Origin of the sequence: Thermodesulfovibrio sp. 1176 (genome assembly GCF_029946585.1) — a bacterium.
Taxonomy (GTDB): Bacteria; Nitrospirota; Thermodesulfovibrionia; order Thermodesulfovibrionales; family Thermodesulfovibrionaceae; genus Thermodesulfovibrio.
The window spans coordinates 121,077-144,831 of record NZ_JARZRZ010000003.1; the positions used below are offsets into that span (position 1 = coordinate 121,077).

Annotated in this window: 21 protein-coding genes; 15 read left to right on the plus strand and 6 right to left on the minus strand. The window is 31.8% G+C overall.

The genetic code is table 11. The features are described from left to right. The first annotated feature begins 133 nt into the window (after window positions 1-133). Genes QI155_RS06515 through polA form a run of 10 tightly spaced genes read left to right on the plus strand, consistent with a single transcriptional unit; the run spans window position 134 to window position 13,577 of the window. Window positions 134-1,114 carry an NrpR regulatory domain-containing protein gene (locus tag QI155_RS06515; protein ID WP_281321316.1) on the plus strand — a complete coding sequence of 327 codons (981 nt, stop codon included), beginning with the start codon at window positions 134-136 and terminating at the stop codon, window positions 1,112-1,114. Then, the gene (locus tag QI155_RS06520; RefSeq protein WP_281321317.1) at window positions 1,115-3,742 is read left to right on the plus strand and encodes a CBS domain-containing protein; all 2,628 of its coding nucleotides are present in this window, start codon (window positions 1,115-1,117) and stop codon (window positions 3,740-3,742) included. A 39-nt stretch (window positions 3,743-3,781) separates the two neighbouring features. After that, window positions 3,782-4,360: a TetR/AcrR family transcriptional regulator gene (locus tag QI155_RS06525; RefSeq protein WP_068861219.1), complete on the plus strand. Its 579-nt coding sequence runs from the start codon at window positions 3,782-3,784 to the stop codon at window positions 4,358-4,360. After that, window positions 4,357-5,676, plus strand: coding sequence for a TolC family protein (locus tag QI155_RS06530; protein WP_281321318.1), 1,320 nt, complete (start codon window positions 4,357-4,359; stop codon window positions 5,674-5,676). Before QI155_RS06525 ends, QI155_RS06530 begins: the two co-directional genes overlap by 4 nt. Then, window positions 5,673-6,767, plus strand: a complete 1,095-nt coding sequence (locus QI155_RS06535; RefSeq protein WP_083200140.1) for an HlyD family secretion protein — start codon at window positions 5,673-5,675, stop codon at window positions 6,765-6,767. The genes QI155_RS06530 and QI155_RS06535 overlap by 4 nt, the downstream gene beginning before the upstream one ends. After that, a complete protein-coding gene (locus QI155_RS06540; protein WP_068861216.1) occupies window positions 6,767-8,038 on the plus strand; it encodes a TolC family protein in 1,272 nt (423 codons plus the stop codon). Before QI155_RS06535 ends, QI155_RS06540 begins: the two co-directional genes overlap by 1 nt. Beyond that, entirely contained in the window at window positions 8,035-9,192 is a 1,158-nt protein-coding gene (locus QI155_RS06545) for an efflux RND transporter periplasmic adaptor subunit (protein ID WP_068861215.1), read from the plus strand. The genes QI155_RS06540 and QI155_RS06545 overlap by 4 nt, the downstream gene beginning before the upstream one ends. A gap of 2 nt (window positions 9,193-9,194) precedes the next feature. Next, complete coding sequence (locus tag QI155_RS06550) at window positions 9,195-9,878, plus strand: ABC transporter ATP-binding protein (RefSeq protein WP_068861214.1); 684 nt, start codon at window positions 9,195-9,197, stop codon at window positions 9,876-9,878. Then, window positions 9,875-11,104 carry an ABC transporter permease gene (locus tag QI155_RS06555; protein ID WP_068861213.1) on the plus strand — a complete coding sequence of 410 codons (1,230 nt, stop codon included), beginning with the start codon at window positions 9,875-9,877 and terminating at the stop codon, window positions 11,102-11,104. Before QI155_RS06550 ends, QI155_RS06555 begins: the two co-directional genes overlap by 4 nt. Beyond that, window positions 11,097-13,577 carry a DNA polymerase I gene (gene polA, locus QI155_RS06560; protein ID WP_068861212.1) on the plus strand — a complete coding sequence of 827 codons (2,481 nt, stop codon included), beginning with the start codon at window positions 11,097-11,099 and terminating at the stop codon, window positions 13,575-13,577. Before QI155_RS06555 ends, polA begins: the two co-directional genes overlap by 8 nt. 66 nt (window positions 13,578-13,643) lie before the next feature. Here the strand turns inward: polA and rpsT are convergent, their stop codons facing one another. Continuing rightward, window positions 13,644-13,952 (minus strand): 30S ribosomal protein S20, encoded by a 309-nt coding sequence (gene rpsT / locus QI155_RS06565; RefSeq protein ID WP_068861211.1) that lies wholly within the window; start codon window positions 13,950-13,952, stop codon window positions 13,644-13,646. An 82-nt stretch (window positions 13,953-14,034) separates the two neighbouring features. Between rpsT and QI155_RS06570 the strand changes: the two genes are divergently transcribed. Then, window positions 14,035-14,853, plus strand: a complete 819-nt coding sequence (locus QI155_RS06570) for a 1,4-dihydroxy-6-naphthoate synthase (protein ID WP_068861210.1) — start codon at window positions 14,035-14,037, stop codon at window positions 14,851-14,853. Continuing rightward, window positions 14,832-16,526 (plus strand): alpha-glucan family phosphorylase, encoded by a 1,695-nt coding sequence (glgP, locus tag QI155_RS06575; protein WP_068861209.1) that lies wholly within the window; start codon window positions 14,832-14,834, stop codon window positions 16,524-16,526. Before QI155_RS06570 ends, glgP begins: the two co-directional genes overlap by 22 nt. Here the strand turns inward: glgP and QI155_RS06580 are convergent. Next, window positions 16,492-16,977: a methylated-DNA--[protein]-cysteine S-methyltransferase gene (locus QI155_RS06580; RefSeq protein ID WP_068861208.1), complete on the minus strand. Its 486-nt coding sequence runs from the start codon at window positions 16,975-16,977 to the stop codon at window positions 16,492-16,494. The two genes, glgP and QI155_RS06580, sit on opposite strands and share 35 nt — an antisense overlap. A 21-nt stretch (window positions 16,978-16,998) precedes the next feature. Between QI155_RS06580 and QI155_RS06585 the strand changes: the two genes are divergently transcribed. Beyond that, complete coding sequence (locus QI155_RS06585; protein ID WP_068861207.1) at window positions 16,999-17,541, plus strand: HD domain-containing protein; 543 nt, start codon at window positions 16,999-17,001, stop codon at window positions 17,539-17,541. Here the strand turns inward: QI155_RS06585 and QI155_RS06590 are convergent. The 3 genes from QI155_RS06590 to QI155_RS06600 are packed head-to-tail and all read right to left on the minus strand — an operon-like array spanning window position 17,538 to window position 20,285. Further along, window positions 17,538-18,044 (minus strand): Rrf2 family transcriptional regulator, encoded by a 507-nt coding sequence (locus tag QI155_RS06590; protein ID WP_281321319.1) that lies wholly within the window; start codon window positions 18,042-18,044, stop codon window positions 17,538-17,540. The genes QI155_RS06585 and QI155_RS06590 overlap by 4 nt on opposite strands. After that, window positions 17,953-18,975, minus strand: a complete 1,023-nt coding sequence (gene cydB, locus QI155_RS06595; protein WP_068861206.1) for a cytochrome d ubiquinol oxidase subunit II — start codon at window positions 18,973-18,975, stop codon at window positions 17,953-17,955. The genes QI155_RS06590 and cydB overlap by 92 nt, the downstream gene beginning before the upstream one ends. Before the next feature lie 2 nt (window positions 18,976-18,977). Beyond that, on the minus strand, window positions 18,978-20,285 hold the full coding sequence (locus QI155_RS06600) for a cytochrome ubiquinol oxidase subunit I (RefSeq protein ID WP_068861205.1): 1,308 nt from the start codon (window positions 20,283-20,285) through the stop codon (window positions 18,978-18,980). 94 nt (window positions 20,286-20,379) lie between these two features. Between QI155_RS06600 and QI155_RS06605 the strand changes: the two genes are divergently transcribed. After that, window positions 20,380-21,456 (plus strand): hypothetical protein, encoded by a 1,077-nt coding sequence (locus QI155_RS06605; protein WP_281321320.1) that lies wholly within the window; start codon window positions 20,380-20,382, stop codon window positions 21,454-21,456. After that, window positions 21,449-22,417 (plus strand): GGDEF domain-containing protein, encoded by a 969-nt coding sequence (locus tag QI155_RS06610; RefSeq protein ID WP_068859834.1) that lies wholly within the window; start codon window positions 21,449-21,451, stop codon window positions 22,415-22,417. Before QI155_RS06605 ends, QI155_RS06610 begins: the two co-directional genes overlap by 8 nt. A 13-nt stretch (window positions 22,418-22,430) precedes the next feature. Here QI155_RS06610 and ffh read toward each other — a convergent pair whose 3' ends face one another. Beyond that, window positions 22,431-23,753, minus strand: coding sequence for a signal recognition particle protein (gene ffh / locus QI155_RS06615; protein ID WP_068859836.1), 1,323 nt, complete (start codon window positions 23,751-23,753; stop codon window positions 22,431-22,433). Window positions 23,754-23,755 lie beyond the last annotated feature (2 nt).

The window sequence follows — 23,755 nt, forward strand, 5'->3', positions numbered from 1 at the left end:
TGACAATAATTGAAAAACGTATATAGTGTAAACTATTTTTTATGATAAAAATCAAGCCATGTTATAATTGTAAATAGACTAAAAGGTTTAAAATTAATAATTTTTAATAGAGAATCTCGAAAAGGAGTGGAAGATGAATCGAACACTTTTGTCTATCTTAAAAATTTTATCAAAAGAAAATAAAATTATAGGTTCAAAGGAAATTTCTAAGAAACTTAAAATGCACGGAATAAACCTTTCAGAGAGAACTGTTAGATATCATTTAAAAATTCTTGATGAAAGAGGATTAACAAAAGTTTTTGGTAAAGAAGGAAGAAAAATCACTGAAAAAGGCAGAAAAGAGCTTGAAACTGCCAGCACTGTTGAAAAGGTCGGTTTTATTATAAATAAGATTGAGTCATTGAGTTATCTATCAGATTTTGATATTAATTCTTTAAAAGGAAGATTAATTTTAAACATTACATACATCCATGAAAGTAAAATAAAGAAAGCTTTTAAAGTGATGGAAAATGTTTTTAATTCTCCCTATGTTATGGGTCATAAAGTACTTATTCTTGAAAAAGATACAGAAAATATTCTTGTACCAAAAGATCACATATGCATTGGAACAATATGCAGTGTAACTTTAAACGCTATTTTACTTAAAGCTGGAATTCCTATAATTTCAAAATTTGGTGGTGTTCTTGAAGTAAGAGATGGTCAGCCTTATAAGTTTGGTGCTTTAATAAGTTATGACGGAACTTCTTTGGACCCCCTTGAAATATTTATGAGGGGCAAAATGACTGATGTTATCGGAGCAATAAAGAATGGTTTTGGAAGAATTCTTGCAAGTTTTAGAGAAATCCCTGTTGTCTGCCTTGATAAAGTTAAAGAAATTTACAAAGTTATGCAGAAAAAGGGATTCAAGGGAATTCTTATGTTTGGTGATCCTAATCAACCTCTGCTTGATATTCCTGTAGGAATTGATAGAGTAGGAATCATAGTTGTTGGTGGTCTTAATCCTATTGCTGCCCTTGAAGAAAATAACATACAGACAGATACCTCAGCCATATCTGTTCTTTACGATTACAATGAACTCTTAGATTTTAATAGTGCTTTTGAGAAATTTAAATAAATGCAAATAATAACTACTCATCTTAATGCTGATTTTGACTCTTTAGCATCCTGTATGGCAGCAAAAAAGCTTTATCCATCTGCCTATGTTGTACTTCCTGGATCTATGGAAAGAAGAGTTAAATTATTTTTTGATACCTTTAAGCCCTTTGATATAAAAAAGATGAAAGAAATAGAATCTGAACCAATTGAAAAATTAATAATTGTTGATACAAGAAGTATACAAAGAATTGGAGAAATGTCAAAATTGCTAAAAAAAGCTGGTAAAGTTCATCTCTATGATCACCATCCACCAGCAGATGATGATATTAAAGCAGATTTTCAAATCATTGAACAAATTGGTGCCCTTTCATCACTATTTACTGAAATTTTTCGTAAAAAAAATATTTTCCTTTCACCAATTGAATCCACTCTTCTTTGTCTTGGAATTTATGAGGAAACAGGATGTCTTCTTTTTCCATCAACTACACCAAGAGATGTAGAGGCTGTAGCTTATTTACTTAAGAGAGGGGCAAATTTAAATTTAGTTTCACAATTTTTAAAAGAAGACCTTTCTCGGGAGGAAATTTCTCTTTTAAATGAACTTTTAAATTCCCTTCAAGAATACATAATTGAAGGGAAAAGAATACATATTGCTTATGGTATTATGGAAGAATCTCAAGATATATCCCATATTGCTCATAAAGTAATGGATCTTATTGATACAGATGCTCTTTTTATCATAATTGGAATGGCAGACAAACTAATAATAATTGGAAGAAGTAACATCCCAGAAATTGATATTGGTATGATTCTTTCATCTTTTAATGGAGGTGGGCATTGGGCAGCTGGAAGTGCTACTATTAAAGACATGCCTGTAAATTTATTGATTGATGAACTTTTAAAGGCTATTAAAGAACAAGTAAAACCTATAAAATTAGCTAAAGATTTAATGACCACTCCTGTAATTTCTGTTCAATGGGATAAAACTATCAAGGAAGTTGAGGAAATAATGACCAAATATGGCATAAATGCTATGCCTGTTATAAAAGATAGAAAGTATATTGGTATTATTACACGAGGGGTGGTAGAAAAAGCGATTTTTCATGGTTTAAAAAAATCAAAGGTCTTTGATTTTACAACTACTGATGCTTATACAGCAGAGGAAGAAACGCCAATAATGGAAATTGAAAAAAATATGGTAGAACTAAATCAAAGATTTGTTCCGATTTTAAAAGATGAGCATGTTTTGGGAGTCATTACAAGAACGGATATACTAAGGAATTTGTATGAAGAACTTATGAGAAAATTTAAGATTTCACAGCCAAAGGAGGAATCTTCTGATGAGATAAGAAGAAATGTTGCAAAATTAATGAGAGAGTTCTTACCACAGGAATTCTTTGAAATTTTAAAAATAGCTGGTGAACTTGCCGATGAATTAGGTTATGGTGCTTATCTTGTTGGAGGTTCTGTTAGGGATCTGTTAATGCGCATTCCAAGTCAAGACATAGATATAGTAGTGGAGGGTGATGGAATAAAATTTGCATTGGAACTTGCAAAAAAAATAAATGGGAAAGTTACACCCCATCTTAGATTTGCTACTGCAAAAATTATAAAGGAATTACAAAAAGATGGAAAGCCTTTAAATTTAAATATAGATGTTGCAACAGCTCGAACAGAATACTATGAATCTCCTGCTTCGATGCCCAAGGTGGAGACTTCATCTATAAAAAAAGATTTATATCGAAGAGATTTTACCATAAATGCTCTTGCTGTAAAACTTAATTCAAAGGATTTTGGGATTTTGATTGATTTCTTTGGTGGACAGAGAGATATTAAAGATAAAAAAATCAGAGTACTTCACAATTTAAGTTTTGTAGAAGACCCAACAAGAGCAATCAGGGCAGTTAGATTCGCAGAGAAATTAGGGTTTAAAATATCAAAACATACAGAAAATCTTATAAAATTAGCTGTTAAAATGGAGATATTCGAGAAACTAAAAGGTTCAAGACTTTATGAAGAGATTATTCTCCTTTTTAAAGAAACATTACCTCATCAGGCTATTAAGAGACTTAAAGATTATGGATTACTGCGAGTGATTCATCCTTCATTGGAAGGAAAAAATATTTATAATATTCTTCTTAAAGCCCACGAAACCCTTCAGGGAGTGGATTTACTGTTTCTTAAGGAAAATTACGAGAGAGAATTTATATACCTAATGGCAATTCTCTGGGAATTAGATAATAAAGAAAGAATAGAACTTCTTGACAGGATAAATGCTCCAGAACATATAAAAAGAATGCTCCTTGAAAACATTGATATTGCTAAGAAAAATTTACAATTTCTGAACATATCGAAAGAAAATATGGAGATTTATAACTTGTTAAAACCTCTAAAAATTGAGATAATTATTTTGATGATGATACATGCAAATAGGCCTCAAAAACAGGCTATTTCTCAGTTTCTTACTAAATTCAGAGATATAAAACCATTAATTACAGGCGAAGATTTAAAAAAAATTGGTATTAGTCCAGGACCTGTTTATAAACAAATTTTCGAAATGATAATTAACGAAAAATTAAATGGTAAACTCATGTCAAAGGAAGAAGAAATAGAGTTCGTCAAAAACTTTATTACTCTCAATCCTTGACTTAGATTTTTTTATTAGTATATGTTAGTAAGTACTACCATGAAAAATACCAGAGATAAAATTATTCAATCTGCTTTAAAACTTTTTTCTAAAAAGGGATTTCTTGGAACAACAACAAAGGAAATTGCTAAGGAAGCAAAAATTGCGGAGGTAACTCTTTTCAGATATTTCAATTCAAAGGAAAATCTTTTTATTGAAGTTTTAAGAAGTCAATCCTTCTTGCCTACATTAAAAGATATTCTACCAAAAATAAAAAAAATGGAATATAAAAGGGCATTACAAACTGTGGCTAAATATTTTTTAGCTTTGTTAAAAAATAAAAAGGATCTAATTTGCATAATGCATGCCGAAATGTTTCAGTATCCTGCTGAAATAAGAGAAATAAACAGTAAAATGATTCATGAAGTTTATCTTGTTTTTGCATCCTATCTTGAAGATTTAAAGGAAAAAAATGTATTAAAAAAAGATATAGATACCACTTATGCATCTACAGCATTTTTTGGTATGCTTTTCAATTTGTTTATAAAAAAGGAATTTCTTAAAAGAAAAATAAATTTCAAGAAGGCAGTACAAACTTATATTGATATATTTTATGATGGTACAAGGAGGATTAAATGAGAAAAATTTTTCTTTTCATCACTATTTTTTTGTTGATTTTACAAAGCTTAGTTTTTGCACAGGAAAATTATACGATAAATGATATTTTTTCTCTTGCCCTTAAAAGGGCTGAAAAAGTAAAAATTGCTGAAGAAAACATTACAATATCAAAAGAAGGTACCTACAAAGCTCTATCAGCATTACTTCCTACAGTTACTGCTTTTGGCAAATACACTGAATACAGCAAAGAAAAACTTTTTAACAATCAGATTATTCAGCCAGATAGAAGTAAAATATGGGGAATAACAATTGAGGAAAAACTTTCTTTAGGAGGTAAAGAGTTTACTGCTTATGCTGTAGCACGAGACAGTCTCATTAAAACAGAGCATGATGTAAATTCTTTTAAGGAACAATATCTTTTAAAGGTTTCTCAAGATCTTTATACATATCTTAAGGCAAAAAGAACAGTTGAAATAGCCGAATCTAATGTAGAAAGACTAAAAAAGCATAGAGATGCGGCAAAGATAAGGCTTAAAGTAGGAGAAGTAACAAAAACAGACCTCTTAAGAGCAGAGGCTGAGTTAAGTGGTGCAGAAGCAGATTTAATTTCTGTAAGAAATTTTTTGAAAATTGCAAAGGCTCAACTATCAAGAGATGTGGGGATTGAGGGAAACTTTGAAATAATCGAATCAAAGATTATAGACCCCTATTTGAATTTAACCCTTGACCAAATTAAGGCAATTGCAAAGGAGCAAAGAGCTGAGATAAAAATTGCTCAAATTTCAAAGGAAATAGCAAGAAAAAATGTAAATTATGCGATTGGCTCTTTTTTCCCCTATTTAAGTCTATCAATTACCTATCAAAGACTTGACCAGGATCCTTCAAATGAGATGACAAATAAAGAATCAAAATATGCAATCGCTTCAATAAATTTCCCTATATTTGAAGGAGGATTAAGAAGGGCAGAAGTTGGAGAGGCAAAGGCAAAATTAAGACAAGCTGAACTTCAGTATGAAGATACATTGAAAGAGGTGTTCATGGATGTTGAGTATGCTTATCATAACTATATAACTTTCAAAGACACAATTAAATCTCTTGAAGATGAGGTCACCTATGCAAGAGATAATTTTAATTCCGTTTCAAAACAGTATCAGCACGGACTTGCAAATAGTATAGATGTTACCGATGCAAATACTTTTTTAGTTACTGCTGAAAGAAAACTTATGGAAGCCCTGTACAACTATCAACTGGCTGTCATAAGGCTAAGACAGGCAACAGGTACATTGCTTAAAGCATTTATAAATAATGAAATGTTTGCAGGAGGCGATATTAAATGAGTCTTGTTTCTTTGAGTGAGAGATTTAAACATTCAAAAAAACTAAAAATTATCATACTCATTATTTTAGCAGTTATAGTTTTATTTTTTATGGCAAGAGAGATATATTATTATATTGTTTATGAAAGAACAGATAATGCCTACGTTGAGGGAACCATTGTTCCTATTTCACCGCAAGTTTCAGGCAAAGTGGTTAAAGTTTATGTAGAACATAACCAGAGAATAAAAAAAGGAGAACCCCTTGTTGAAATAGAAAAAGATGATTATCTTGCTGAGTTAGATACAAAAAAGTTTAATGTTAATACCCTTATATCACAAAGGCAGGAAATAGCTTCATCACTCAATGAAGCTATTGCTAGACTTAATGTAGCAGAATCAAACCTTGAATCTGCCCGTGCCCAAAAAGTTCTTGCCCAGCAGGAATATGAGAGAATTAAAAGCCTTTATCAGGAAGATCTGGTTTCAAAAAGCAAATATGACCAGGCAGAGGCAACTTTAAAGATAGCACTGGCACATGAAAAATCAGCAGAAAGCCAGATAAGAGAAATAAAATCTACAATAAATACTTTAACAGCAAAGCTTAAAACACAGGAAAATTTAATTAAAAAAGCTCAACAGGAGTTAAAAATTGCAGAAATTAATTTTAAAAGAACACTAATTTTAGCACCAAGAGATGGTAGAATTGCAAAAAAATCTGTTGAAGTTGGACAGTATGTTCGACCTGGACAACCATTGATGGCCATTGTGGATGAACATGATATATGGATAGGTGCTAATTTTAAAGAAACTCAGATAGAAAAAATGAGAGTTGGTCAACCTGTAAAAATTAAGGTAGATGCCTATCCTGGCAAAATTTTTAAAGGTCATGTTGCAAGTTTTCAACCAGGTACAGGTGCTGTTTTTAGTCTTTTTCCACCAGAAAATGCAACTGGGAATTTTGTTAAAGTAGTACAGAGAATTCCTGTAAGAATAATAATTGATTCTCCTTTTGACCCTGAGTATCCCCTATGGCCAGGAATGTCAGTAATTCCCTATGTGGATGTTACTGTTAATACAGGTGCAAAATTAAAAGATGTTATGGAAAAGAAATAATGAGAACATGTTTATTTTTAATATTTTTCTTATTTATCTTGCAATCTAAAGCATTAAGCATTGACTCATCAGAGTTAAATCAGCCTATTTACAGTCTTCAAGACTGTATTGAAATAGCATTGAAAAAAAATCCCGAAATTCTTGCTTCAAAACAGCAGGTTGAAAAAAGCTACTTTAAAATTGGAGAGGCAAAATCAGGTTATTTGCCTGAGATAGAACTTTCTTTAGGTTACCAGAGAAGTTATCAAGAAGCTCAAAAATTACAAGAATACTCAAAAAATTATTCAGGACAGATAGTTCTTACTCAAACTCTCTTTGATTTTGGAAGGACTTCATTAAAAGTGGATATTCAGAAGATACTTTTTGATTCAAGCATATGGCAAGATAAGGATACAAAAATAAATACTGTTTATACTGTAAAGGAAGCATATTTTAATCTTCTCAAGGCAAAAAAACAAAGAAAAACAGCACAGGAAGTTCTTAAACAGGCACAAAGACATCTTGACTTAGCCAAAGGATTTTATGAGGTAGGTCTTAAACCTAAGATTGAAGTAACTAAGGCAGAGGTTGAATTAAGTAATGCAAAGCTTGCTGTGATTTCTGCTGAAAAATTAGTCAGACAGGCTCTTTTAAATTTAAAAATAGCAATGGGGGATGTTTATATGCCGGATTTCGATATTAAAGAGGAAGATTATGCATTAAGAAAACTTGATGAAAATGACGCAATAAAGGTTGCTTTAGAGAAAAATCCTCAACTTCAATCAGTTAAGTTTAACAGACAGGCATCAGAGATTTCAGAGGATTTAGTAAAAAAAGAGTATTTCCCAACCCTAACTGGTACAGGAAGATATGGGTACAGCGGAGAAGATTTTCCTCTTAACAGAGGCTGGAGTCTACTTTTTCAAATTAATTTTCCATTGTTTAGTGGATGGTCAACGACATATAAACTTAAACAAGCTAAGGCAGATGTTGCCTATTATTCATATAAAGAAGAATCAATAAAACAGCAAATTACCTCCCAGATAAAAAATCTTTTTGTTCAACTTAAAGAAGCATCCCAAAGAATAGAAACATTAAAGGAGGCTTTAAGACAGGCAAAGGAAAATCTTGATCTTGCAATGGCAAGATATGAAGTAGGAATTGGAAGCTCCATAGAAGTAGTTGATGCTATAGTTCTTTATGAACAAATAAATACTCAGTATTGGCAGGCAATTTATGACTACAATGTAACATATGCATCGATAGAAAAAATAGTAGGGATGGAAAAATGAAAAAGAATAAAAAGTTACTTATAATTTTAGCAATAGCGGTTATGGCAGTTTTAGCAGGTATCATTATAGCTTTTTCGGGATCCAAAAAAATTCAGTTTAAGACTGCTAAAATTCAAAAAGGCGAGATAACGCAGACAGTAAGAGCAACAGGGAATGTAAATCCTGTAACAACAATTATTGTAGGAACAAGAGTTTCTGGAACAATAGTTGCTCTCTATGCAGATTACAATTCCAAGGTAAAAAAAGGTCAGCTTATAGCCCAGATTGATTCTACTCCTTTTGAAAATGAACTTAAACAGGCAGAAGCTGAACTTCTCAATACAAAGGCGACTCTTTTTAAAGCAGAAGTAACATTAAAAGATGCAGAAAGAACACTAAAAAGAAAACAAGAGCTTTTTAAAAGAGATCTAATTGCAAGGAGTGAACTTGATGATGCTGAAACAGCTTACAATACTGCCCGTGCCCAATATGAAATTGCTTTGGCTCAGGTAAAAAAAGCTGAAGCAGGGCTCAGGCAGGCAAAAACCAATCTTGGATATACAAGAATTGTTTCTCCTGTAGATGGTGTTGTGATTGCAAAGAATGTGGAAGTAGGGCAAACAGTTGCAGCAAGCTTTCAAACTCCTACACTTTTTACAATAGCTCCTGACCTTACAAAGATGCAGGTTGACACAAATGTTGATGAAGCAGATATATCAAAGATTAAAACAGGCATGGAAGTAAACTTTACAGTTGATGCCTATCCCGATAAAAAATTTAAAGGAATTGTATCGCAGATAAGGCTTTCACCTACTGTAACTCAAAATGTTGTAACTTATAATGTTGTTATATCCTTTGATAATTCCCACCTTTTACTTAAGCCTGGCATGACTGCTAATGTAACTTTTGTTGTTAACAGTAAAGAAAATGTCATTAAAATACCAAACTCTGCATTAAGATTTAGAATGCCAGATAGCCCACCTTCAAAACAACAGGGAGTATGGGTTATAAGAGGTGGTAAACCTGTAAGAATTAATGTTAAAACTGGAATAAGTGATGGAGAATGGACAGAACTTATTGAAGGAGATTTAAAAGAAGGAGAGGAAGTAATTATTGAAATAGCAACTAAAAAACAAGATGGTGCCACAACAGCAAGACCACCGGTAAGATTTTAAACATGACTCAAATAAAATTTGAAAATGTTGTTAAAATTTATAAATTTGGTGACCATGAATTAAAAGTTTTAGATAATATTTCTATAAGTATTGAAAAAGGAGAATTTGTCTGCATTATGGGACCAAGTGGTTCAGGAAAATCAACTTTTATGAACATTGTTGGGTGTCTTGATACACCAACATCTGGAAAATATTTTTTTGAAGGAGTAGATGTTTCTACTTTTGGTCTCGATGAACTTGCAGAAATAAGGAATAAAAAAATAGGCTTTGTTTTTCAACAATTCAATCTTCTTCCCAGGGCAACTGCATTGGAAAATGTGGAACTTCCTCTTATTTATGCAGGAATTTCTGCAAAAGAAAGAAAAGAAAAAGCTTTGGAAACTCTGTCATGGGTGGGATTGAAAGAAAAAGCAAATGTTTATCCAAGACAGCTTAGTGGAGGTCAACAACAAAGAGTTGCAATAGCCCGTGCCTTAGTCAATAATCCCGCAATTATCCTTGCTGATGAACCAACAGGAAATCTTGATTCTAAATCGAGTATGGAAATAATGGAGATATTCAAAAGATTAAATGAAGAACAGGGACTTACAACTATTATTGTTACACATGAACCAGATATCGCATCCTTTGGTAGAAGACAGATAAGGTTTCTTGATGGTAAAATTTTAAGTGATACAAAGACATGATAGCTATATCTTCCATAATTAATATTGCCTTAAGATCTCTTATAGCCAATGCTATGCGTTCTTTTCTTGCTATTCTTGGAATAATTATAGGAGTCGGTGCGGTAGTTACCATGGTTGCAATAGGAACAGGTGCAAGTGAAAAGATTTCCAACCAGATATCAAGCATTGGAAGTAATTTAATTTTAATACTTCCGGGTGCAACAACCCAAGGTGGAATAAGAATGGGACATGGTACAATTCAGACCCTTACAATGGCAGATTCAGAAGCAATAGCAAGGGAGTGTTCAGCTGTTGTGGCAGTTGCTCCTGTAATTTCTGGAACAGCTCAGGTTGTCTTTGGTAATCAAAACTGGTCAACTGCTGTTATGGGAACAACTCCTGAAATGGTAACAGTCCGTGAATGGGAACTTATCTCAGGAAGATTTATAACAGAACAGGATGTAAGAAGTGGAACAAAAGTGGCGGTGATAGGGCAGACCGTGGCAGAAAAACTTTTTGGTGACCTTGATCCAGTTGGAAAGTTAATAAGAATTAAAAAAATACCATTCGAAGTAATAGGAGTTCTTGATAAAAAAGGACAGACCCTTACAGGACAGGATCAAGATGATATAATATATGTTCCTATTACTACATCTCAAAGAACCCTTTTTGGAAATATCCTTCCCGGTAGGGTAAGGCTTATTTATGCAAAGGCTGCAAGTCTTGAAGCCATTCCTACTGCAACTGAACAGATAAAAACATTATTAAGACAAAGACACAGAATCGGACCTAATCAAGAAGATGATTTTACTGTCATGGATTTAACACAAATGCTTAAGGCTGCTGAGGAGTCAACAAGAACAATGTCAATTTTACTTGGAGCAATTGCCTCAGTTTCTTTAATTGTTGGTGGAATAGGTATTATGAATATTATGCTTGTATCAGTTACTGAAAGAACAAGAGAAATAGGAATTAGAATGGCTGTTGGAGCAAAACCAGGAGATATTAGATTGCAATTTCTTATTGAAGCAGTTTTTCTCACAACAATAGGAGGAATTTTTGGACTTTTGCTCGGAATTGGTACATCTTTGATTGTATCATCAATTATGCAATGGCCTGTTAGCATTTCTCCCATTGCAGCAATTATTGCCTTTGGATTTTCAGCCTTTGTTGGGATTTTTTTTGGATTTTATCCTGCCTATAAAGCTTCGATTCTCAATCCTATAGAGGCTTTAAGATATGAATGAGGTCTATCTTCTTGATGGAAGCTGTTTTGTTTATAGAGCCTATCATGCCATAAGGACATTAAGCACTTCAAAGGGTTTACCTACAAATGCTATTTATGGTTTTACAAGAATGCTTCTTAAACTGCTTAAAGAAAGAAAAGTTCAATACATGTTAATTGCCTTTGACAGTCCTTATCCTACTAAAAGACATAAAGTTTATGAAGAATATAAAATAACGAGACCTGAAACACCAAAGGATTTACTTTTGCAACTAAATTATATAAAAGAAATTGTTGATGCCTTTGGTATAAAAAGAGTAGAAATCCCAGGATATGAAGCAGACGATATAATAGCATCTGCGGTGTTTAATATAAACAATGCAATTTTTTATATTGTAACCCTTGACAAAGACATGCTTCAGATAATTTCTGAAAATATTAAGATTTATGATCCTTTTAATAATCTGGTCATTGATAGAGATTTTGTTATAGAAAAATATGGTATATCTCCTGAAAAACTTTCCGATTTCATGGCTTTGGTAGGTGATAGCATTGACAATATTCCAGGAGTAAAAGGTATTGGAGAAAAGTCTGCTTTAGAGCTTATAAAAAGATATGGTTCCGTAGAAAATATTCTCAAAAATATAGAGATAGTTAAACCATCACGCATTGCAGAATTAATAAGAAAAAATACAGAGACTTTAAAGTTGAGTAAAGAGCTTGTACTTTTAAAAACAGATGTTCCTATTGATTTCAATCTGGAAGAATTAAAGATTAAAGAACCTGATACAGAACTTCTTATAAAATTTTTCAGTGAACTTGAATTTCACAGTCTTTTAAAAGAAATTTTTAAACAAGAAAATTATTCCCATTCAGGTCTTCAATTATCAGAAAAAAAAATGGAATTATCTGATATTACAAATATAGAAGAAAGTGATAAATTTGCTGTTATACTCAAAAATAGCAAAATTCATATTTTTACAGGAAAATCTTTCTATGAATTTGAAATTGAAGAAACCTCTAAAATATTATCATCCCCGAGTTTAAAGATAGTATATAATACTAAAGAACTTCTAAAGACTCTTCAAATTAAGGGTATAATTTTAGTTCCTCCCTATTTTGATCTTATGATTGTTTCCTATCTTATAAATCCTAATAAAGGAAAGTATGGGTTCAGTGATATCGCCTTTGAATATTTAGGAAAACTCTATTATGAAAAGACTGAGGCAGAGCTAATGTTTGAACTCTATGAAAAATTGAACCATTTGCTTAAAGAAAGAAGTCTTGAAAAACTTTATTATGAGATTGAAATGCCCCTTATAGAAGTCTTAGCACACATGGAAGAGGCAGGGATAAAGATTGATATTGAAAAACTTGAAAGACTAACAAAAGAACTCTCTTTAGAGATTGATAAGATAAAGGATAAAATTTATAAAATCGCTGGAAATGAGTTTAACATTAACTCACCAAAACAGCTTGCAGAAATTTTATATGATAAATTAGGTCTTAAAAGCAGAAAAAGGGGTAAAAAAGCTCGCTCCACTGAAATGGAAGTACTGCAAGAGCTTGCCTTTCAACATGAACTCCCTCAGGAAGTTATAAACTATCGTATTTTAAATAAACTTTTAACAGGATATCTGCAACCTCTTAAAGCTTATATAAATCCTGAAACGAGTAGAATTCATGCAAAATGGTTACAGACCATTGCTGGAACAGGAAGACTTACCTGTAGTGAACCAAATTTACAGAATATCCCTGTAAAGGGGCAATGGGCTGAATTTTTAAGAGAAGTTTTTGTACCAGAGAGAGGTTTTCTTTTCCTGAGCGCCGATTACTCTCAGATCGAACTTAGAATTTTAGCTCACTTAAGTAATGATCCTTCATTAATTAAGGCATTTAATGATGGAAAAGATATACACAGAGCAACAGCATCAGAGATTTTTTCAGTGCAAGAAGAGGAAATAACCGATGAACAAAGAAGAATTGCAAAGACAGTAAATTTTGGTATCTCCTATGGTATAAGTGCCTTTGGTTTATCAGAATCAATAAAAATTCCTTATGAAAAAGCACAAGAGTTAATAGACCTTTATTTTTTAAAATATCCCTTTGTTAGAAAGTTTATTGAAGAGACTATTGATTTTGCAAAAGTCCATGGCTATGTTAAAACACTTTTTGGAAGGGTCAGACCTGTTCCGGATATAAACAGTCCGAATCAATTTTTAAGGATGCAGGCTGAAAGAATAGCAGTTAATACAGTAGTGCAAGGGACTGCAGCAGACCTTATAAAAATAGCAATGATAAGAATATATGACAAAATCATAAAAGGTAAATTTAATGCAAAGCTTGTCTTACAGGTTCACGATGAAATTGTTCTTGAAGTTATTGAAGAACAGATTGATGAAATAGAAGAAATTGTAAGGAATGAAATGGTCAATTTTTCTCTTTCAGTTCCCCTCGAGGTTAATATATATAAAGGCAAAAGTCTTAATTTATAACTATTTAAATTTTTTTAATAAAAAATCCCCAAAGATAGACTCTCTGGGGGTTCTTAAAAAATTTGTTTAATTATTTGATGCAGAAACCGACAGAACAGAATTTGCCTTTTTCATAAGTCTTGATATTTTTCTTGATGCTGTATTTTTATGAATTATTCCTTTTGATGCAGCTTTGTTGATTATTTTTATGGCTTCTTTTAATACATTTTGAATTAATTCTTTTTCATTTTTTGCAATTGCTTCTTCTACTTTTTTAACAGAAGTTTTAATCCTTGTCCGCCATGCTTGATTACTTATTTTTCTTTTTTCGTTCTGCCTAATTCTTTTCAAGACAGATTTACTTCTCTTTTTAACAGTTGACCTTTTAGTTGCCAAGTGTATCCTCCTCCAATTTAAATATTAACTTTTTAAAATACCATAGTTTACATAAATGTTTCAATATCTGTAAAATTATTTTATGTTAGAAATTGGAATATCGCCCTGTCCCAACGATACTTTTATTTTTTACGGGATTATAAAGGAAAAGATTGATTTAAAGAATCTTAAATTTAGATTCATAATAGAAGATGTTGAAACTCTTAATAATTTATGTATAAATGACAAGCTTGCAATTTCTAAGATATCTGCCCATGCTTTTTATTATTTAAAAAAAGAGTATGATTTGCTAAATGCTGGTGGAGCAATTTCAGAGTACGGGCCTGTTGTTGTTACAAGAAATTCAGAACGAATAGGGGAATTATCAGAAATTAGAATTGCTTTACCAGGAAAATTAACGACCGCTTCTGCTTTGATGTGGTTTTATTGGAAAAAATTTTTCATGGATAAAAAATATATTCTGAATTTTTTACCCTTCAATCAGATTTTTGATATGTTGATAAAAGATGAAGTTGATATTGGAGTGCTTATACACGAGGGAAGGTTCATTTATCCCTCTTTAGGACTTAAATTAATTGTAGACTTGGGAGATTTTTGGAAAGAACAAACAGGAACACCAATTCCATTAGGATGTATTGTTTCAAAAAAAGATTTAAAGATTAAAAGTGTCTTAGAGGAATTAATAAGAGACAGTATAAATTATGCCTTCAAGAATAAGGATGAGGTATTTAATTTTGTTAGAAGTTATGCTCAGGAACTTGATGATAAAGTTATCATGTCTCATATAGAAACCTATGTTAATGACTATACATTTAATATGACAGATAAAGGATTGTTGTCTATGAAAACTTTAATGAATAAAATTGAAAAGGAGGGTGTATGGGGATTGAGGAATTTGTAAAGGATACAAGAATTGCTTATTTTTCTATGGAAATCGGGATTAGACCAGAGATGCATACTTACAGTGGAGGTCTTGGAATATTAGCAGGCGATACTTTAAAATCAGCTGCAGATCTCAGAATTCCAATGATCGGAGTTACCCTTATACACAGGATGGGTTATTTTAGACAAGAACTTGATCCCTTCGGCAGACAGATAGAACATCCTGATCCCTGGGATATTGAAAAATACCTTAAAAGAATTAATATTAAAGTCTCTGTTGAGATAGAGAGAAAGCCTGTTTATATTACAGCATGGTATTATGTTATTGAAAGCACTACAGGAGGGAAAGTACCTGTTATATTCTTAGATACAGAAATTCCAGAGAATGATCCTGTAAATAGAACTCTTACTCACTATTTATATGGAGGAGATTTAGAGTATCGTTTAAAACAAGAAATAATACTTGGTATAGGAGGCGTGAGAGTTCTTGATGAGCTTGGTTTTGAAATAAGAAAGTATCATATGAACGAGGGACATTCAAGTTTGTTAACTCTTGAATTACTAAATAAATTTAAAAAGCCAATCGAAGAGGTATGGTCTGAAGAGCTTGTTTGGGATGTTCAAAAGGTAAGGGATTTATGTGTTTTTACAACTCATACACCAGTAGAGGCAGGACATGATCGATTTCCCTATGACCTTGTTCAAAGGATTCTTGGAGAACCTGTTCCTATGTGGTTAATAAAAAAACTTGCAGGAGATGGAATGTTAAACATGACATTGCTTGGTTTTAATCTTAGTGAATACATTAACGGAGTATCAAAAAAACATGAAGAAGTTTCTGAAAGAATGTTTCCAGGCTATGAAATACACGCAATTACAAATGGAGTTCATCCCTATACATGGGTTTCAGAATCTTTTAAAAATCTTTATAATAAACATCTACCAGGCTGGGCAATGGAACCTGAAATTTTTGTGAGAGCATGGAAAATTCCAGAAGAGGAACTATGGGATGCTCATATGCAGGCTAAAAAAAGTTTAATTGATTATGTAAATCGACTTACAGGTATGAATTTTAACTATGAAACATTCACAATAGGTTTCGCAAGAAGAGCAACACCTTATAAAAGAGCTGATTTATTACTTTCAGACCCTGAAAGATTAGCAATAATTGGAGAAGGAAGAGTTCAGATTATTTACGCAGGTAAAGCACATCCAAAAGATGAAGGAGGCAAGCAACTAATTCAGAGAATTTTTCAGATTAAGGAGCGAATTAAAGATAAAGTTAAAATAGTTTATTTACCAAATTACGATATGGCAATGGCAATGAAACTTGTTGCAGGAGTGGATATTTGGCTTAATAATCCCCTTAAACCTCTTGAAGCATCAGGAACTTCAGGGATGAAGGCAACCCATAACGGTGTTCCCAATTTCAGTGTTCTTGATGGATGGTGGATAGAGGGCTGGATTGAAGGATATACAGGATGGGCAATAGGAACTCTTGAGGAAACTTCAGATCCAAAAAGAGATGCAGAAGACTTATATTTTAAATTAGGGAATGATGTATTGCCAATGTTTTATGAAAATAGAAATATATGGATTAAAGTAATGAAAAATGCAATAGCTATGAATGCTTATTATTTTAATACTCACAGGATGATTAGATTTTATGTAACAGAAGCTTATATAAGGTAGACTTTTCATGTTCAAGGAGCCATTTTTTTACTTCTATCCCTAAAGAGTATCCACCAATGTCTCCATTAGTTTTTATTACTCTATGACAGGGAATAATTAATGGTAAGGGATTTTTTTTAAGTGCCTGCCCAACTGCCCTTGGTGATGTATTTAATTTTTTTGCAATCCAATTGTATGAAACAGTCTCTCCATAGGATATTTGAGATGTAAGATTAAATACCGCTTTGCAAAAATTTGAAGCATTAATTAATTTAAATGGATAATCAATAGTAATTGTCTTATCTTCAAAATAAGCTTTTAAACATTCAATGAAGTTCATTATCTCTGTGGATAAATTTTGTTCATTTATTAAAAGGAATCTGTCAGATTTTGCGATTTTTATAACATTAAATTCGTCATCAAAGGACAATTCGAGAATACCAATTGGTGTATCAATGTATACAGATTTCATAGAATTGATTATAATAAAAAAATGGATCCTTTAGAAATTATTAAGAAATATTACAAAATAGAAAGTATGGCATTTAAAATACTTGTCAATCATTCTAAAGCTGTGGCTGAAAAGGCTTTAAAAATTGCGGAAAAGTTTGAAGTAGATAAACAGTTTATTTATGAGTCCGCTGTGCTTCATGATATAGGGATTTTTATGACAAATACGGCCAAATTTGACTGTCATGGTATATTTCCCTATATCTGTCATGGTTATCTTGGAAGAGAAATTCTTGAAAAAGAGGGTTTTCCCAGACATGCCCTTGTTTGTGAAAGACACACAGGTGTGGGAATTACAAAGGAAGAAATAATAAAAAACAATCTTCCCTTACCTCACAGAGATATGATACCTCTTAGTATGGAAGAGAAAATAATTGCCTTTGCAGATAAATTTTTTTCAAAGGAATCTGATGGTTCTGTAAGATTAAGAACTGTTGATGAAATAATCAATGACCTTGCAAGATATGGTGAAGAAAAAGTAAAAATTTTCAAGGAATGGCTTAAATTATTTGAGGGGAATGCCTAAGAGGCAGTCCCCTCTGTTAGAAATTCAGAAAATTTAATCTCCTTTAGATCTTCAATTAATTTATTCCTTACCTTAAACCATATAGGATGAACAGGACAATGAGGGACAAGTCCGCAGATTCCTTTGTTAATAACGCATCTGTTTAGAGCAATTGATTTTTCCATTACAATAATCACATCATAAAGAGTAATCTCATCTGGTTTTTTAGCCAAGGTTACCCCACCTGATACTCCTCTTTTAAGTTTCAATAAACCAGCCTTTTCAAGCTCTTTCAATATTTTCATTAAAAAATTCTTTGGTATCTCCATTTCTTTTGAAATATTCTCAGCTTTTGCAGTAAAATTTTCTTTTCCAGAAAGATAAAGCACAGTTCTTATTGCATAATCTGTTTCTCTTGTAATCTGTAATCCTTTAATAGCCTTCCTCCTTAAGTTCCTTTTCTGTGATTTTATACATAAATGTTTTATATGTCCAAGCCTGATAGAAAATAACAATAGGAACAAAGATTATTACAACAATTGTCATGATTTTCAGAGTATAAGGACTTGATGAGGAATTAAAAAGAGTAAGACTGTATTTAGGATCAATTGAGGATGGTAAAAGATTAGGATAAAGTCCTACTAATCCGCTAAAAATCAATGCAATAATAAATAAAGCGGAAAAAACAAAGGCTCTTCCATTTTTATTTTTAATAAGATAAAACCCTGTAAGAAGAAGGCAAGCTACAGCTAAAACTGGAACAATAAACCATATAGGTGTTTTTATAAAATTATCATAGAGATTTGTAAATACAGCTGTAAAAATCAAAAATAATACAGCAGCAATTGTCTGTAAATACCAAAATTTTTTTGATCTTGCAAAGGCACGATTAGCTAATTCCTCAGGTACTCTTAATGAAACCCACAATCCACCATGGACTATGAAGGTGAAAAGAAAGAGTAAGCCTACAATCAATCCATAGGGATTTAGAAGCCTGAAAAGGGTTCCATAGTAGCCTGAGTCATCAAAGGGTAGTCCCATAAAAATGTTTCCAAAGGCAACACCAAAGAGCAATGCAGGGATGAAACTCCCTACAAATAACCAAAAATCCCAGAATTTTTTCATTCCTTCAGAAGTTGATTTTCCTCTTAGTTCAACAGCAACTCCTCTGAATATGAGAGCAAAAAGTATTATTAAAAGGGGAGTATAAAGATAGCTAAACATATACGCATAGGTTGTTGGAAAGGCAGCAAAGGTAGCCCCTCCTGCAGTGATTAGCCATACTTCATTACCATTCCAAACCGGACCTATTGCATGTAATACTGCTTTTTTATCAATTTCACTTTTACTTATGAAAGGATAAAGAATTCCTGCTCCAAAGTCAAATCCATCAAGGGCAAAATAAACTGCCCAGAGTAACCCCCATAAAATAAACCATATAATTTGAAACTCCATTTTTACACCTCCTTTGGTTCAGGACCTTTTCTTGCATATTTTGAAAGAAGATAAATATCGATAACCCCTAAGACACCATAGAAAATTGTAAATCCTATAAAAGAAGCCACAACCTGAGCAGGTTCAACTGCTTTTGAAACAGCTTCAGAAGTTCTCAACAATCCATAGACAATCCAAGGTTGTCTACCCACCTCTGCAACAATCCAGCCAAGCTGTCCAGCGATGTATGGAAGAGGGATTGACCATAGAAGAATTCTTAAGAGTGTAGTGCTTTGTTCAATTTTTTTGAATTTAATCAAAGCCAAGAATGCAAGAACGATAAACAGAAAGCCAAGTACTACCATAACCCTGAAACTTATAAATGTAAGTGTTACGGGTGGTCTATCTTGGGGTGGAAACTCTTTAAGTCCTTTAATTTCTTCTTGTCCTGCAAGAATGTTCAAAAATTTAGGAATTCCTATAGCTTCAACTGAATTTTTCTCGTTGGCTGGATCAGGCATAAGCAGAAGATACATTGGTGCATCCTTTGTGGTTTCCCAAAGAGATTCCATGGCAGCAAATTTTGTTGGTTGAGTTTTGGCAACCTCTTTTGCATGAAAATCTCCGACTCCAACAACCAAAATTGAACTTACTAAAGCAAAAATAGCACCAATTTTAAAACACTTTTTAAAGAACTCCGTTTCATTTTTTCTTAAAAGATGGTATGCTGAAACACCAAGAACAAAAAATCCTGCTACAACCCAACCTGATGCAACAGTATGGAAAAATTTCAATATTCCATAAGGATTTGTTACAACTGCCCAGAAATCAACCATTTCTGCTCTCGCATTTCTTATTACATAACCTACAGGATTTTGCATCCAGCCATTGGCAATTAAAATCCATAGAGCAGACAAATTAGTTGCAAAAGCTACAAGCCATATTGAAAGTGCATGAAGTTTTGGTGAAATTCTATTCCATCCAAATATCCACACACCAAGAAAGGTTGACTCAAGGAAAAATGCAAGAGTTGCTTCAATTGCAAGGGGTGAACCAAAAATGTCTCCTACATAGCGGGAGTACTCTGCCCAGTTCATTCCGAACTGAAATTCCAGTGTAATACCTGTAACAACCCCTAAGGCAAAATTAATTAAAAAAAGCCTACCCCAAAATTTTGCCATTCTTAAGTAATCTTTGTCTCCTGTTGCTACATATCTACTTTCCATGTAAGCTATAAGGATTGAAAGCCCTAATGTGAGAGGAACAAAAATAAAATGGAAGGCAGCTGTTATGGCAAACTGAAGTCTGCTTAATAATAAAACAGTATCCATACCTCCCTCCTAAATTTTTATTGTTGACTAATTTTATCCACTTTTAAAAATTTTGTCAAGAGAAAATTTTTTTAATTTTTTGATATAATTGACTATGCAAATTAAAAAATTAAGTGAAATTATTGATATTTCAGAAGATTTAATAAATTCTTTTGAAAAAGAAAGTGTAACTTTCATAAATATTGTCAAATCAGAAATTTTATCGAATCCAAAACTTTATGAATTAATTGGGAATAATTCCATAAAATTTTTAGAAGATGTTATCTATAATCATATAAAAATCATGTCAACCGCTTTGAAATTTGATAGTGTTTATATTTTAATGAAAGGACTTTCAAGATTATATAGATTTTCCCAGAAAAAGGGTGTTCAAGATAAATTATTTACAATACTGCATATTGCATTAGAAAATTCTATTACATCAACGATACAAAAATATAAAGAAGATTTTAAAACTTTGTATGCCTGGATTATTCAAAATTTTAATCTTGTATTATCTTCTGTTGACTCTACTCAAGGACAATATAAATATTTCGAAAATAATATAGAATTTATAACAAATTTCATATCAAAGCTATTCGAAAATGATTTAATTGAAGCAGAAGTATTAATAAATAGTTATTTGTTCGACGATTTAAGGAGAGAAAAATTTTATAATTATATGCTTTATCCATCCTTAGAAATCATAAAAAAATTATATGAAAGAGATATTTTTGACGAAACAGAAACAAAATTAGCCCTCTCAGCTTTTAATAGGGTTTTATCTTCTATTTACATAGAAAAGGATATTAAAAATAAAAAAGAATTTTATTCTCTATATTTACCAGAAGAGGACATCTTAGACAGTAAAATTTTAAGTTTATACAACGCAATAGAAGCCCAAATTTTTTCAGATCTTTTATCCTTTAAAGGATTTAGAAGCTTCTGTTTAAATGTTAAGGAAATTGCGAAGTTTAATTTAAATAATCAAGAAAATGCCGTAATAATTTTTGGATTATCACCTTATAACTTTCCTCAATTTATTCAAACTTGGGAAATGATAAAAGCAAAGGCGCCTAAAATTAGAATTTTTATATCCGATGAGAATTGGGAGGATTTTTACAGAATTAATAAATATGGTGAATTATTTTCTCACCCAAAAGAAATTCTGGAGGTTTTAAAAAATGATTGACAAATATATAAAAAAAATATTTGAAAAAACAGAGATAATTGAAGAGAAAAAATTATCCGGTGAGATTGCTGATATCTTGAAGATGAATTTAGAGTTTTTATTCAACTATATTGAAAATTTTGGCAAAATAGTCTTTGTAGTTACAGATAAAGATTTAAACATAAAACATGCTAATAAAGCCTTTTTAAAAATGATTAACTTAGATGATGTTCAAGATAAAAATTTTAAAATTTTCTTACCCCCTTATGTTAAGTATATTTCAATACCTGAGGATGGAAAGGCAGAAAAGGTTATTATCCATTTAAAATGTAGAAGACCAGATGTTAATATAACCTTATCTGGTTATGTCTTAGCCCAAAAGGAAGTTTTATTATTTTTCCTCGAAAAAAGAAATTTCAATTATCATGAACTATATGAAAAAATATCTGATTTAAACAATGAAATAGCGAAGTTATTGAGAGAAAATCAGAAAAAAGATTATCTAATAGAAAAATTAAAAAATGAAATAAATGAAACTATGAGAAAAGATCAGCTTACTGGAGCCTACAACAGAATTTATCTTAAGGAAGTAACAGAAAGAGAACTTGCAAAAGTCAAAAGATATAAAGTTCCATTGAGCATTGTTTTAGTTGATATTGAAAATTTTAAACTAATTAATCAAAATTATGGTAGGACAACAGGAGATAAAATCTTAAAACAGTATGCTAATCTATTAATGGAATACACAAGAATTGTAGATATGGTTTTTCGTTACGAAGAAGATAATTTTCTATTACTTTTGCCTAATACTAATATTGAAGGTGCAAAAATTGTGGCAAAAAAAATTGAAAATATTACAAATACTACATTATTTGAAAACGGTATTAGCATAAATGTAAAAACTGCCACTGTTGAGTGCAAGGAAGATGATTCTTTAGAATCCCTTATTGATAGATCCTATATGTTGCTTAAGGGAATTTAATTTGTTTTTATAACTAAAATGGAAAAATTTTTGGAAGTTTAAACCCTTTACCGTGTTTGAATTTTTTCATCATTTTTTTCATCTCATTAAATTGTTTGATTAGTCTGTTTACATCTGTAACTGTTGTACCGCTACCCTTTGCAATTCTTATTCTTCTACTTGCATTTATAATTTTAGGATTTTTTCTTTCTTCAAGAGTCATGGAGTTAATTATTGCTTCAACTTTTACAAATTCTTTTTCATCTATTTTTATATCCTTCAATAATTTATTTGCTCCAGGAAGCATAGAAAGAATATTTTCAAGAGGACCCATTTTTCTCATCTTTCTTATTTGTTCTTTAAGGTCATCAAAGGTAAAATCCTCTTTTTCAATTTTTTCTTTTAGTTTTTCAGCTTCCTTCTGATCAAAGGCTTTTTGAGCTTGCTCAATGAGAGATAAAACATCACCCATTCCTAATATTCTTTTAGCAATTCTGTCTGGATAAAACTCTTCCAAAGCATCTAATTTTTCACCTACTCCTATTAATTTAATTGGTTTGCCCGTAACTTCTTTAATTGAAAGAGCTGCTCCACCTCGAGCATCACCGTCCATTTTTGTAAGAATTATTCCATCAATTCCAATTTTGTCATTAAAGCTTTTAGCAATATTAACAGCATCCTGCCCTGTCATCGCATCGGCAACAAACAATACTTCATTGGGATTAAGAATTTCTTTAACATATTGAAGTTCTTGCATAAGTTCTTCATCAACATGCATTCTACCAGCAGTATCCACTATAACAGGATCCATTCTATCTATTTTTGCCTTTTTTAGGGCTTCTTGACATAGTTTTCTTGGATCTTTTAAATCAAATGAATGAAAAACAGGCACATCTATTTGTTTACCTAAGGTAATTAGTTGTTCTATGGCAGCCGGTCTTTGTAAATCTGCAGCAACAAGCATAGGACGTCTGCCTTCCTTTTTAAAAATTCTTGCTAACTTTGCAGATGTTGTTGTTTTTCCTGAACCATGAAGTCCTACCATCATAATAACTGTAGGTGGATTTGGGCTTAACTGTATTTTCGCACTGCTACCACCAAGTAATTCACAAAGTTCATCATATACTATCTTTATTACCTGTTGGGCAGGCGAGAGACTTTCAAGTATTTCTTTTCCTATTGACTTTTGTCTTACTCTATCAATAAAAGACTTCACTACTTTGAAATTCACATCTGCCTCTAATAGGGCAATTCTTATCTCTTTCAAGGCAACATCAACATCTTCTTCTTTTAGAATTCCTTTACCTTTAAGTTTTTTAAATATTGCTTCTAATTTATCTGATAGTGCTTCAAACACCT